General features: G+C 44.7%; 14 protein-coding genes. 10 read left to right on the top strand and 4 right to left on the bottom strand.

Going from position 1 to position 13,509, the window contains the following annotated elements:
- Positions 1-9: 9 nt before the first annotated feature.
- From PWYN_RS21685 to PWYN_RS21675, 4 genes are all read left to right on the top strand, one after another.
- Positions 10-2,316, top strand: coding sequence for a thiamine pyrophosphate-dependent enzyme (locus PWYN_RS21685; RefSeq protein WP_036656187.1), 2,307 nt, complete (start codon positions 10-12; stop codon positions 2,314-2,316).
- A gap of 179 nt (positions 2,317-2,495) precedes the next feature.
- Positions 2,496-3,044: a hypothetical protein gene (locus PWYN_RS21680; RefSeq protein ID WP_036656184.1), complete on the top strand. Its 549-nt coding sequence runs from the start codon at positions 2,496-2,498 to the stop codon at positions 3,042-3,044.
- 410 nt (positions 3,045-3,454) lie between these two features.
- The gene (locus PWYN_RS29400) at positions 3,455-3,628 is read left to right on the top strand and encodes a hypothetical protein (RefSeq protein ID WP_157261235.1); all 174 of its coding nucleotides are present in this window, start codon (positions 3,455-3,457) and stop codon (positions 3,626-3,628) included.
- Between the two features lie 12 nt (positions 3,629-3,640).
- On the top strand, positions 3,641-4,096 hold the full coding sequence (locus PWYN_RS21675; RefSeq protein ID WP_036656181.1) for a MarR family winged helix-turn-helix transcriptional regulator: 456 nt from the start codon (positions 3,641-3,643) through the stop codon (positions 4,094-4,096).
- 100 nt (positions 4,097-4,196) lie between these two features.
- On the opposite strand, the gene PWYN_RS21670 is transcribed toward PWYN_RS21675, so the two are convergent.
- On the bottom strand, positions 4,197-4,718 hold the full coding sequence (locus PWYN_RS21670; protein WP_036659064.1) for a MogA/MoaB family molybdenum cofactor biosynthesis protein: 522 nt from the start codon (positions 4,716-4,718) through the stop codon (positions 4,197-4,199).
- A 179-nt stretch (positions 4,719-4,897) separates the two neighbouring features.
- Here PWYN_RS21670 and PWYN_RS21665 point away from each other — a divergent pair, with 179 nt between their 5' ends.
- The 6 genes from PWYN_RS21665 (at position 4,898) to PWYN_RS21640 (ending at position 9,378) form a co-directional block, all read left to right on the top strand.
- Positions 4,898-5,884, top strand: a complete 987-nt coding sequence (locus tag PWYN_RS21665; RefSeq protein WP_036656179.1) for a CobW family GTP-binding protein — start codon at positions 4,898-4,900, stop codon at positions 5,882-5,884.
- Positions 5,885-5,968: 84 nt separating this feature from the next.
- Entirely contained in the window at positions 5,969-6,316 is a 348-nt protein-coding gene (locus PWYN_RS21660) for a four-helix bundle copper-binding protein (RefSeq protein WP_036656177.1), read from the top strand.
- A 178-nt stretch (positions 6,317-6,494) separates the two neighbouring features.
- Complete coding sequence (locus tag PWYN_RS28305) at positions 6,495-7,436, top strand: ABC transporter ATP-binding protein (protein ID WP_052088267.1); 942 nt, start codon at positions 6,495-6,497, stop codon at positions 7,434-7,436.
- A complete protein-coding gene (locus tag PWYN_RS21650; protein ID WP_036656175.1) occupies positions 7,433-8,146 on the top strand; it encodes a hypothetical protein in 714 nt (237 codons plus the stop codon). The genes PWYN_RS28305 and PWYN_RS21650 overlap by 4 nt, the downstream gene beginning before the upstream one ends.
- Positions 8,147-8,186: 40 nt before the next feature.
- The gene (locus PWYN_RS21645) at positions 8,187-8,750 is read left to right on the top strand and encodes a hypothetical protein (RefSeq protein WP_240479807.1); all 564 of its coding nucleotides are present in this window, start codon (positions 8,187-8,189) and stop codon (positions 8,748-8,750) included.
- A 16-nt stretch (positions 8,751-8,766) separates the two neighbouring features.
- A complete protein-coding gene (locus PWYN_RS21640) occupies positions 8,767-9,378 on the top strand; it encodes a class I SAM-dependent methyltransferase (protein WP_036656173.1) in 612 nt (203 codons plus the stop codon).
- An 87-nt stretch (positions 9,379-9,465) separates the two neighbouring features.
- On the opposite strand, the gene PWYN_RS21635 is transcribed toward PWYN_RS21640, so the two are convergent.
- From PWYN_RS21635 to PWYN_RS21625, 3 genes are all read right to left on the bottom strand, one after another.
- Positions 9,466-10,014: a hypothetical protein gene (locus PWYN_RS21635; RefSeq protein ID WP_036656170.1), complete on the bottom strand. Its 549-nt coding sequence runs from the start codon at positions 10,012-10,014 to the stop codon at positions 9,466-9,468.
- A 1-nt stretch (position 10,015) separates the two neighbouring features.
- Positions 10,016-11,302, bottom strand: a complete 1,287-nt coding sequence (locus PWYN_RS21630) for a winged helix-turn-helix domain-containing protein (RefSeq protein WP_052088266.1) — start codon at positions 11,300-11,302, stop codon at positions 10,016-10,018.
- Positions 11,303-11,427: 125 nt separating this feature from the next.
- Positions 11,428-13,503, bottom strand: a complete 2,076-nt coding sequence (locus tag PWYN_RS21625; protein ID WP_052088264.1) for an ABC transporter ATP-binding protein — start codon at positions 13,501-13,503, stop codon at positions 11,428-11,430.
- Positions 13,504-13,509 lie beyond the last annotated feature (6 nt).

Raw genomic sequence — 13,509 nt, 5'->3', positions numbered from 1 at the left:
GGAACACACATGGCTATCGATTATGAAAAAGAAGTAGGCTCTGCCAAGGTAGAGCAGAAATTTCTATATGAATCCGGTAATGAAATGGCAGCCTATGCTGCACATCAGATCAATTATCATGTTATGGGATACTTTCCTATTTCTCCTTCGACGGAGGTTGCCCAGTTTCTCGATACAATGAAAGCTAACGGACAGCATGACATCATGCTGATTCCATCGGACGGCGAGCATAGCTCAGCCGGTATTTGTTACGGAGCTTCTACTGCGGGCGGACGAGTATTCAATGCGACAAGCGCACAAGGTTATATGTTCATGTTGGAGCAAATGCCGGTGCAATCGGGAACACGTATGCCAATGGTTATGAATCTGATCTGCCGTGCAGTATCAGGGCCGCTTAACATTCACGGTGACCATTCTGATTTATATTATGCGCTCAATACAGGCTGGCCGATTCTGATGTGTCGTGATCCCCAGTCCGTGTATGATATGAACCTGATGGCTTTGAAGCTTGCTGAGCATGCTAAGGTCCGTCTTCCAGTAATGGTAGCTTCAGACGGATATTTTACCTCTCACCAAAAACGTCGGGTACAAGCTATCGCGAACCGTGCAGATGTGCAGAAATTTGTTGGAGAACAACCGCCAACAGGTTTTGCAGATACTTTAGACCGCAATAACCCGATTTCTGTAGGGGCTTATATGAATGAGCCGGATACCATCAACAACCGGTATCAACAATCGGTAGCGATGTACAATGCCGGTGATGTTTTTGAGGAAATCGCCAAGGAGTTCGGTGAAATGACCGGGCGTCACTATCCGATGGTTGAACAATATCGCATGGAGGATGCTGATGTAGCTGTATTCCTAATGAATTCTGCTTCAGAGATTATTAAGGATGTAGTAGACCAGCTTCGTCTACAAGGAATAAAGGCTGGTTCCATTTCACCTAACATGATTCGTCCGTTTCCACAGAGACAAATCGCTGAAGCATTGAAGAATGTCAAAGCCATTACTGTTGGTGATCGTGCGGATTCTGTTGGCGGACACGGCGGTAATATGGTAAATGAGATTAAAGCTGCATTGTTCACTTATGGAAATACTACGACCAAAGTCATCAGCCGAATCTACGGACTAGGCGGTAAGGACTTTTACGCAGAGGATGGACATCACTTCTTCCAGTTGGCTTTGGATGCTGTCGCCGCAGGCCGGGTTGAGGTGCCGTTCGATTATTACGGACATCATGCAGGTGCTCTGGAAAAAGCACCTCAGCGAGTACTTAAGCCGATGGACTTTGAATCTCTCAAAACTGGTTTGATTACTGTGAAGCAGGATGAGGTTACAGGAAAGCTGAGCGTGAGGATTCCGCCGCTTCGAAGCTTGACGAAGAAGCCTAAGCGTATATCGCCAGGACATGGCGCATGCCCGGGCTGCGGAATATTCTCGGGGCTGGAGATCTTCTTCAAAGGTATTGAAGGTGATGTCGTAACGTTGTACCATACGGGTTGTGCAATGGTTACTACTACCGGTTATCCGTATTCCTCACATAAATCAACGTTTATCCATAACTTGTTTCAGAACGGTGCAGCTACACTTTCCGGTGTGGTTGAAATGTTCTGGGAGCGTAAACGCCGCGGTGAGCTTGACAATCTTGGATTGCAAGAAGATTTTACATTTGTAATGGTTACCGGAGATGGCGGTATGGACATTGGTATGGGTCCTGCTATCGGTGCTGCTCTGCGCGGCCACAAAATGATCATTATAGAGTACGATAATGAAGGATATATGAATACGGGTGCCCAACAGACGTATTCTACGCCGCTCGGCCACCGTACAACAACCTCCAGCATCGGTAAACATCAGCAAGGTAAAACAACACAGCATAAGGACACCGCGCAAATTATGGCAGCTACGAATATTTCTTATGTCTTTACGGGTTCTGAAGCCTTTCCGCAGGATCTTGTGAAAAAAGCGGCTAAAGCACAATGGTATGCTCAGAATGAGGGTCTGGTTTATGGTAAAATCTTAACCGCCTGTCCGCTTAACTGGATGTCTGATGACAAAGAAGGCACTAATATTGTATCCCTAGCCGTAGAAACCTGCTTCTTCCCGCTGTATGAGGTTGAACAAGGCATTACGACAATAACTTACAATCCGGAAGACAAAGAAAAACGTGTTGATCTGTCCAATTGGCTCAAGACCATGGGCAAAACCCGCCATTTATTGAAGCCTGAGAATGAACCGGCTCTACGCAGTTTTGAGGATGAGGTTCAACGACGTTGGAATCGTCTGAAGGCAAAACATGAGCATCCAGATCTATAACATTCTTTTTTTGAATTTATATATTAATTGTTAGATGTAAAAGCAGACCCGGCAGGTTTCTTCTGTCGGGTTTTTCTTTATCCTTCTAAGCCTACAGAATCTGCACTGCATAGTTTTTCTATTCTCAGACATGCTATACCTATCTGGATCAAAACCGTGAGAAAGAAGGGGTGGCAGGCATGAAACACCGTATAGCAGGTTTGCTGGCTGCTGCAATAACGTTAGGATTAATGTTGACTGGTTGCAGTAATGAACAAATTGAGAAGGAAGCCGGAAGGTATAACATGCAAACTGTACAAGATGGGGTATTGCGGGCACAGTCGCAAGGAAAAGGGCTGAACGGACGTTTTTTGAAGCAAATGCGTCTCGCTTTTGCACGTGAGCAGGTCAATCTAACCCATGAACGTTATTCAGAAGATGCGAGAGGAAATATCAGTTACCAGTATCTTATTAACAGCCAACCTACACAGCTGATTACTATTCATGTGTTTTCAAGTGAACTTGAGCTCCTAAATCGGGTGCCGCACTGGTATGGAACTAATCAGGTTGCGGAGACCTCCACCACATTGACAGAAATCTATAATAAGAACAATGCATCGTTGGTTTATACTTCTATGGGGGAAAATAAGGGGAAGTATTCAGAAAAAATAAAGATTTTATTCACCAGAATACTCGATCGTTTGGATTTTCCTCAGGGGTCTGAGAATAGAGGTCCCCAATTTAAATAATAGTAAATTCTATATATTGTAAACCTAAATAGTGTCGCTAAAATAAATCGTTTTTTTAAGGGTTGTTGCCACTGCCTTTAATTAAAAGCGATTTTTTGGCGTTGTTTAGTCAATGATTGACAACACTCCAAGTTATTTATATACTATGTTTAGGATATTTAAATTAAAGATAAATAAAAATAGGGCAAATACGAATCAAGCCAAAGGAGAATTTGACGGAGGTAGAATCAAGGAACAAAAGCCGATAGGCTTCTCCGGAGAAGGATCGGTAATTACTAGATTATGATCTTAATTCTATTGGGCGTGGGCTCATGCAGAGACAAAGGCAGAACTTGGGCTGCATCCGCATCAAGGATTTGAGATTATGACCTATGGATATCAGGCCAAAGCATGCATAAGGATACACTGGTATGTACGCTTCAATTGGGCAAAAGGCTGATTTATTCAGTCATAAAGATTTTTTGATTTTCCAAACGGAGGATGAGGATGAAATCACTTTCCAAGCAGGTGGAGAGAAGCTCAGAATTGCTCTAATAGAACTGCCCACCAACATCGATTATCCTTTGTATCAGAAGCGTAAATAAGGGGGAAAACATATGATTGAAAGTGAGGCTAACCGTCAGGAGCTAGATTTGAGACTTTTTCGTGTGATTAGAAATATGTCTACAGCCCTGTTTGAAAATATTAAACGCGACATTGACAGTCACGGACTCGGTGTGGAAACCTTTCAAATTCTAGAGCTCATTTATAGCACTGGCGCACAGACCATTCAAAAAATTAGTGAGGGACTTTCCATTCCGAGCGGCAGTATTACCTATGTGGTAGATAAGCTTGAGAATAAAAATCTTGTGAAAAGAACTCCGGCTCTGGGAGATCGGCGGAAGACGGATGTAACGTTAACTGACGAGGGGCGAGCTTATTTCGATGAAATATTTCCGAAGCATGCCCAAACCATATCCAATAATTTATCCTCGGTAACCGATGCGGAGAAGCTTCTCCTTATTGATTTGTTAAAAAAGATAGGTTATGGCGCACTGGAAAATCGACCATGATTCAAAAGTAGAGGGGTGTCCCGCAGACAGGCCAGTTTGTATGGCTTCTGGGATACCCCTTTTCTGTGACTACATACCGTTCACCTGGATTTACATGGTTCTAAGTCCGTTTATATATCTCCCTCATCACGTGGCGCAGTTCGGGAATAATGATCCGGCTCATGGCTAATTTAACAGCTCCCGTTGATCCGGGCATCGAAAAGACAGCGGTACTTCCGATAGTACCCGCTATTGCCCGGCTAAGAATCGCTGCCGAGCCGATATCCTCTGTGAAGCTCAGATAACGAAAAATCTCACCAAAGCCCGGTAATGACTTGTCCAGCAAGGATGCAACGGCTTCATAAGTCGTATCTCGGGGAGAGATACCGGTGCCGCCGGTGAGCAGAACAGCCTCGATGTCAGAATGAACGGATCTTTTATAAACCAGCTCGCGAATCTCTTCATAATCGTCCTTTACAATCGTTCGCCCTTTAATAATATAGCCAGCTTCTTCAAGTAAAGTTTGGACAAGATCCCCACCGGAATCGGTCTCGGGCGTTCGGGTATCAGAAACCGTAATAATATAGCAGGAAACGGATTTAGGCGCTTCCCGTCGATGTTCTTCGACAGATGACAATTCAATCAACTCCTTGGCAGGGATTAGGTATTCGGTATGTTCTCATGATAGGCTATGACTTAGGCAAAGACAAGTTACCCACGGTTGTTAGGTGACAGGTCTGGCGTTAGCAATGAGGTTGCATCCGCATGACTGGATGTAGTACACTCGCTAGCATAAAGATTTATGTTGGGGAGAGATGAGGAATGGAACAGGTTGTACCTGTATATATATTATCTGGTTTTTTGGGGAGCGGCAAAACAACACTGCTGCAGCATTTACTTGAATATTGGAAAGCTCAGGGACTTCGCCCGGCAGTCGTTATGAATGAACTGGGTGAGGTTAACCTGGATGGTTTATTGGTTGAACAATCGGTACCTATGGCGGAGTTACTTGGCGGTTGCATATGCTGTTCCATTCGCGGGGATCTCAGTACTGAGTTGGCTACCCTTGTGAAGAAGGAGTCCCCAGATGTAGTGATTATCGAAGCTACAGGTGCAGCGAATCCGTTAGAGATTGTCGATGGTGTGACCGAAACATCCCTATATCTCAAAGTGGAGCTGAAAAGCCTAATAACGGTCGTTGATGCTGCTCATATCCTGGAGCTTCACCGTTCACAGCAAGGAAAGACCTACAGGCTGATGCAAGAGCAGATCCGCTGCGCTTCGGTGCTGATCCTGAACAAGACCGACCGCGTGACCGAGGATGAAGTGACCGAGGTTTCTGCAGTGCTGCGGAAATGGAATGCTTTTGCACCCATAATGTCTACTGTTCGATGTGAGGTGGATCCCGAGGAACTGCTCAGCAACTCTGGGGGGATTCTACGAGAAGGTGAAGCTGACGCTAAGCAGGAGACCGGCTCCATGCATACCGCACACGATCATGTCATGGCATACACCCATTATTTCAAGCGTCCGGTGGATAGTATGGAATTTGAGGAATTTGTCAAGGAACTGCCACGGGATGTATATAGAGCCAAGGGAATTCTAACCTTCAGCGACACGTCAAGTCGGTTTCTGTTCCAATATGCTTACCGTGAAGCCGATTATATGAAAATCACTCCACAAGGAGAGGTACCTGATGTTGCCGTATTTATCGGGGAGCATTTCTCATCCCGTGAGCTTCGAGATAAACTGCTCCAAATGGAAAAACGGAATCTGGTCCGACCGGGCACGGTGAAAAGAAGTTTATAAATCCATCCAATAATTGTTTGGTTCGCGGCAATTCTAACAGGTTAATACAAAGACATACCCATCAAAAAGCAGGAGGTTAAGGCTATGACCCCAATTCAATATCAGGAGTGCATTGAAGCATGCATCAAGTGTATGAATGCCTGTAATTATAGTTATGTCTCAAGCCTGAAAGAGTACGACCTTGCATTACTGCGGGATACGATTCGTATGGATCGGGAATGTGCTGATATTTGTGGATATGCTATACAGGCTATGACTCGTCAAAGTCCTTTCGTTGCTGAAATTTGCCGCTTATGCGCCGAAATATGTGAAGCCTGTGCAGAGGTATGCAACAGAAATGTACATATACAATGCAAGAACTGCATCCAAGCATGCTTAGATTGTGCGGAAGCTTGCCGCCAGATTAGTGAAGCTGTTGCGGTTTACGCCTAAAGAAAGGTCTGAAAGATTTAGCGTTTCTGTTATAAGGACCAAGCTGGAGCAGGAGTTACTGCTCTCCGGCCTGGTCCTATTTTAATATATAAGAAAACAGGAAAATGGGGTTTACACGGCGAATAATTTGGATGTAGGTTCGTACGATACTTTACAATGTTAGCTGACGGGAGTGACTATGAAGCTTAACAGTGAGAACATCCAATCCCCCTTAATTGAGCTGGAACAAGTAGGGAAAATATACAACGGAGTAACGGTGCTTGATGAGGTTTCTATGAAGATTGAGTCCGGTTCAGCAACGGCAATTATCGGTCGTAACGGCTCTGGTAAAAGCACACTGTTATCCATACTCGCCGGGTTGATTCAGATTTCAAATGGACGGTTACTTCACAAAGACAAGAGAATGAAGATCGGGTATGCACCCGAATTTTTTCCTCCGTTAAAGTTTACACCTGAGGAATTTTTAAGGAGTGTTGGGCGTTTCCAAGGTCTAGCACCGAAAGAGATTGACCATCGGATAACGGAACTGTTAGTCTGTTTTCGCCTGGAAAGCTATCGTACGCGGTCTATGGAGAGTTTCTCAAAGGGCATGCTGCAAAAGGTGAATCTCATGCAAAGCATGCTGAATCGGCCTCCGTTGCTGCTGCTTGATGAGCCCATGTCGGGTTTGGATGCTCACGCACAAGATTCCTTGCTTGAATTTGTACATGAAATGAAGCGCCAAGGGACAGCTTTAGTCTTTTCTGCTCATGAATCGCAATGGATCGAAGCATTAGCGGATGAAGTACATGTTCTGCACGCAGGCCGAACAATACGTACAGTAAACCGAACAGAATTGCATAGCTCAATTTATTATAAAATTGTCTTCAAAGGAGTCTCACAACCTCTTGATACTCCCTTGGAACAGATGCCTGGTTTTCTATCTATGGCCTTATCCAAAGAGCAGCAAGACGCTGATTGTCCCGTAATATCAGTTCAAGCTATAGAGTGTGATACGTTCCTTCGGACAATACTGGGCGCTGGTGGTTCTATCCTCTCGGTGGAGCGAAAAGGAGGACTTTCTGGCCTGGAATTATGGATGAACCCTCAAGAAGCTTCCAAGAGGGGGGCTGCGTCGTGATAGCATTGATTGCTTATCTAATGAGAAGTTACACCCGTTCACAACGGTATTTCGCTTCTTTGTCCGGTATTGTTATAGCGGTATTGGTGTTGTACTCTTACAAGCCTAATCCTATAATGAACAGCTATGCTGCAACGGCTGTAATTTTGTTTATCGGGTGTGCAGCCATGGGGCTTAGCTTTTTGAATCATGAGCAAGCGGTACAGAGACAAGTGGTTATTGTTCATCTGAGGAGCGCTAGAATCTACAACATAGGCGGAATCCTTAGTCTAACCCTCCTTGCTCTATTGTTAGATGTTATGATAGTGGTGTATCCAATGATTACAGGACGATTTCCCGAGCCGGTCGGTATCTACCGATTTCTGCTGGCTTTAATTGGACATGGTCTGCTGGGTCTACTTGGAATCTCTATTTCATTGTTTCTTCAATCGTCTTGGGTAGCTAAAAGGAGTCATGCAGTCGGGCTCATGCTGGCGAGTATCATTTTATCGATCGGTGGAACTCAGATCAGCAGTCTATTAGAGGGGCCACTTATTCCCCTACGATTTCTTCTGCCGCCGGTTGCCCCGGTCATGAATGCCTTGATGAACGGGGACACCTTGTCGACTTCAGGGGTGCTGACTTCGTTTGCTCATGTATCCCTGTACATAGTTCTATTAATAGGTATTTATGTATTTAAATCTGGTACTAAGGATTATTCGAGAATATAATGTATCTTTAATTCATTAAAAAATTTCAGTGGGAGGAAAGATGAAGGACACACAATTACCGGAGAGTGAACATTCCAAAGAGTTATTCGCTTATTTCGGACTGGCTGTTTATTATGGTCAAGCGCTGGAACAGCAGCTGACCAACCTGTTACTGCTAACAAAGCTGTCTCAGGGGAAGACACCGTCGGAAGCGGATCTTGCGGATCTGTATCAGCGTAAACTTGGCAATTCACTCGGCCAGCTCATCAAAGAAATCCAGCATCATTTTCCTTTCTCTGAGGCAGAGACAGCCCAGTTGGAAGAGGTTTGGAAGCAGCGCAACTATATTGTGCATGATTATTTCAAGGAGCGCATTCAGGATACGTTCACCCCTGCCGGGAGAGCCCATATTATCCGTGAGCTAAAGAGATTCAAGAATAAAGCCAGCAGGCTAGAAATCAAATTACAGGGATACTGTACAGAGATGTATACCAAGTTGGGTCTTGAGAGTACTGATGAAGAGGCCCAAAACTGGAATGAGAAGCAGCTTGTACATAGAGGAATGCCTACAGATTCGTTTGAAAGAGAACGAGATTCCTCCTGTTGGAAGAAACAGAAGAAATAGAGAAGGAGTGTTCCGTATGGTAGATATATTCAAACAGACTCCCTTATACAGGTACTTGATGTATTGCAATGAAACTGAAATGGACAAGAACATCTTAGATTGTGGAGCCGGAGGAGACACTCCGCCGTTAGCCTTATTTGCACAATACGGTTACATAACGCATGGCATTGATTGTGATATGGAGCAAATAAACCTGGCGAATACATACGGACAAGAGCATAGTGTGTATCTGGATATCCGTCAGGGAGATATGCGCCAGCTGGCCTTTGATGATGAATCGATCCCTTTTGTGTATTCCTATAATACCGTGTTTCATATGAGAAAAAGTGAAGTCAAACAGTCTGTTGAAGAGATGAAACGCGTATTAAAGCCCAATGGATTAATGTTTGTGAACTTCTTAACGGTTAATGACTTCCGCTGTGGGGAAGGACCGGATTTAGGTGAGAATCAATATGAACAATTTGACGATGATCAGCCTGTTATTCACTCTTATTATAGATCTGATGAACCGGATTCTTTATTCAGTGATATGGAGGTATTGTACAAAGAAGATAGGGTTTTGGAACGGATATTTAATGGAGAGCGGATTCGGCAAGGTTTTGTAGACTATATTGTAAAGAAAATATAACTCCAATAAAAAAAGAAAGCACGGCTCCTAAAATGGAAGCAGTGCTTTTTTGCCATTCACTCTTTTTTTTCTGTAAATTGTAAATCATTATTCGGAGTCACTTAATCCATTTAGTATTTGGCCTTCGATGATGCTGAGAATATCCTCTGAGTTATAGATGTCATTATTAACCTTCCAGACATCACCTTCTTTTAAAAGCGTCATTGTTCCATCCAAGAATAATTTATCTTCTTTGCTATCTCCAAAACGGAGAGTGCCTGTATAGGTAAGATCTATGGATTCTGCTGTTACACTTTTCTCTGTAAAAGATATATAGGTTACTTTAAGCTCATTATTTTTAATTAATGCGACTCTTAAGGCACGTGCATACATACGACTGGCAGATTGAACCTCAAAGAAGACTTTTGTGGTTAAAGGTTTTATTATAGCTTCCTTTTTTGTTATGTCTTCCAGTGTAATCTCATTCGAATGATCGGGTGGAACGGCTTCAAGCTCTTGTTTTTTGTAGGCAATAGCTACACTCATGGCTTTTGAAAGGCCCGACTCCTGCACAATACTTTCTTTACTCGAACAAGACGTTATTACAACGGAACATAAGGCGGTTATTACAATAACCATGGCTATTTTTTTATTCACTTTACTCCCCCAATCCCAAACTACACTCACGCACTGCTATATCCTGGACACTCTTCACAAGCTCCTGTAATCCTGATTTAGTTACGACTTCGGGCAGGAACTGCACGGAGTTTGCTCTCACGCAGCGTGCCAGTGAAATCAGAGCCTCCTTGAGTGCGGCGGTCAGATCCGGGGTTAAGGATTCCTCCGGCTCCCACCACCAGTTGATGATGGTTAATATTCCGCTTTTCTTATCCGTGACCGGCTCAAATCTGCCTACGAATCGATCTCCATAAAGTAGAGGGAGTACATAATACCCGAATTTCCGCTCCGCTGCTGGCTTATATACCTCCCAACGATATTCGAAATTAAAGAGCTGTTTAATGAGCTCGCGGTCCCATAGCAAGTTATCCAAAGGAGCGAGTGCAGCGGCAGAGAATGTGCTTATACAATCTTCGCCTTGTTCATTGGTATCTCGTAAAAGTTCTTCCAGAACAGGAGTATCTATGGTTCTGATATAGAAGGGTAACTTGATTCCTTCTACGTTGACCTCTCTAATCCTATCCGTATGCAGCAACCGCTGAATGGCCATTGTTCTTTCTTTACTCTTCAATCCGTTAATCCCCAGCCAACCATCGCCGGATCTATTCCATTGAAGTCCAATACTGCCGATACGGCGCAGTACGTACCAGTCATAATACTGATCTTCAGTTTGATTAGGGTCTTGCTCATTAAGGATAGTCTCCGGCAGCAATTTGGCTGTAAAGTCATAATATCGGCGGGTATGCACTCGATGATGGACGACGATTTCTCCCCAGAAATACATGCTTTCCAGCGCTGCCCGGGAAAGCCTTGCGGGGGCCCAGGCCCAGTTGATTTTGTCTTTACCCTCCATATCCAGGGAAGAGAGCGGACCACGTTCCGTAAGTTCCTGGCGTACACGGCCAACGGTGGCCATGATTTCACTGTTTCCTCCGTATCGTGTTGCTGCCAGTTCGCGGCTCCGCTGGAAATAAGGCCAATCCTCTGTGCAATAAATAGACATGTTCTTATCCCAGCCATCGACTAATAGCCGATCCTGATACAGGAGCTCCTGCACCAGATCTGGCGTGAAACCGGGGATGCGCGCCTGCAGTACGAGTTCGTGATTATGGCCGGTAATGCTAAGCGGATCATATTGGATACATCCCACATGCCTGATATAATCGTAAATGCTTTGCTTTGACCCTTGTAAGGTGGAAGAACTCAGATGTTGATGTCGCAGTAGAAACAATCTAGCCTGTTGTTTGGATATTAAATAGTTGATCAATGTTTGATCACTCCGCTCGTATGTATTAATTTACATTATACAGAACGAATGTTCCTCTTACAATAATAATAAAACCCTGACTCCATATACTAGGGGGTCAGGGCTATTAGTTCAATTATGTTCTATTAAAAGCTGCCTTCCGGAGAAGGACGGAGAATTGGCGAAAGCTTGTCATTAGCTCCGCTGCTTGCAGTAATGGCACCCACCTGAAGTTGATACATACGGAAGTACCTGCCGCCAAGGGCCATTAGCTCATCATGGTTGCCGCGTTCTACAATTTCACCGTGATGGAGCACTAGAATCTGATCCGCACTGCGAATCGTGGACAGCCGGTGAGCAATGATAAAGGTTGTGCGTCCTTTTTTCAGCACCTCAAGTGCCTCTTGAATGATGCTCTCCGTCTCCGTATCGATATTGGAGGTAGCTTCATCTAGAATAAGGATCGCAGGGTCGAAGGAAAGGGCGCGTGCAAAGGAAATAAGCTGGCGCTGTCCCGCGGAAAGGGTGCTTCCTTTCTCTACGACAGGTTCATCGAACCCAAGCGGTAGATGAGACAGCAATTTATCTGCGCCTACTTCTCGTAAAGCCCGTTCGACTCTTTCGCGTGAAATCCTTTCATCACCAAGACTTACGTTGGAAGCAATCGTACCCGTGAAGAGATAAGGGTCCTGCAGAACAATACCCATATGACTGCGCAGCCACTGCTTCGGCATATCCTGGACCTCTTGACCGTCAATGGAAATTGACCCTTGCTGAGGATCATAGAAACGGAACAGCAGGTTGATGATTGAGCTTTTGCCGGAGCCTGTATGCCCTACAAGTGCGACCGTTTGACCTGGACGGGCCTCGAATGAAATGTCACGCAGGACGAAGTCCTTTTTGTAAGCAAAAGATACATCCTTAAAGACCACATTTCCCTTGTATCGCGGCATGGTGCCGTCTGTCACGGGTTCTCCGGGTTCATCCATAAGTGTAAACAAGCGACCCGCAGATACCATCGAGGTATCCAGGTTAGCCAGCTGATTGACCATCCCTGTAATGGGATGAAACATACGTCCGAGCACATCTACGAAGGCGTAGAGGACACCTAAGGAAACAAAAGTATTGCCACCTAGACTGCCAAAGCCGAAATACCATAACACAAGTACAAAAGAAAAACTGCGTAAGGAATTCACCAAGTTGTGGGAGGTGAAGGCATTCAGGTTAAGCATTTTATTCTGATACTTTAAATAATCATCGTTAAGGTTCTCGAATTCTTCACGACGCTGCTTCTGGCGGCGGAATATACGGATGATCGACATCCCCTGAATGGATTCATTGATAATGGCGTTAATCTCACTTAATCTGGAGCGGATAATCGTATTGTATTTGGTAGCAACTTTACGGTACAGCACGATCCAAATCACCAGAATGGGCACAATGAACAAGCTAACCAAACCAAGTTTCAAATCGAGCAGAAACAAGGCGATATATACACCGATGAGATTGATAATACCCGTGCTGAAATTGGATAGAACCGCAATGAACAGATCCTTAATGGCTTCAGTATCATTGGTTACCCGGGATACCACCTTACCCGCAGGCAGATTGTCAAAAAAGTAAACAGGAAGACGCTGAATATGCGCGTAGACATCGGTTCGCAGCTTCCGAATAACCTGATTGGCTGAAGATTGCAGCCAGTAGGTTTTACCGAATTCAGCAAAGATCGATATGACCAGAAACAGTGCGTACAATCCTACCAGCTCATAAATACCCGGAAGCTCAGGTTTATAAAAGGCAAATAGTTCATCCGCCGATAGTTTGACTGCGGGATAAGTAACCTCAGTCTCACCGCGTACAATATGCAATTCGCCGTCACGGTAAGTTCGCTCGCCTTGAGGGTGTTCTACAGGTTCGTTAATAAAGTAAAAGCTGCGTCCCTCCTGAAGCAGTCGGATTTCTTGGCCTTTGCTCTCACCCGGCTCGAATCGGTCGGCCCGTTTATATAACTTGTCGTTATAAACTGCCGCCTCGTCCGGCGAGTTTGTCTGGAAGTAGGGTTTTTCGATGGCTAACATGTGATTATCGATCATATTTTTGGCGATAAAAGGGCCTGCAAGCTCTGCTCCTACACCGATGGAAAGCAGCAGAAGGGCCGAGATAAATGTTTTCTTAGCAGTTAATGCGTATTGAAGCAGGCGTTTGCCTGTACTTTGTGTCAACGGTGA

Origin of the sequence: Paenibacillus wynnii (genome assembly GCF_000757885.1) — a bacterium.
Lineage (GTDB): Bacteria > Bacillota > Bacilli > Paenibacillales > Paenibacillaceae > Paenibacillus_AQ > Paenibacillus_AQ wynnii.
Note: the sequence above shows the minus strand (reverse complement) of the source record. Positions and strands in the feature narration are given on the sequence as shown.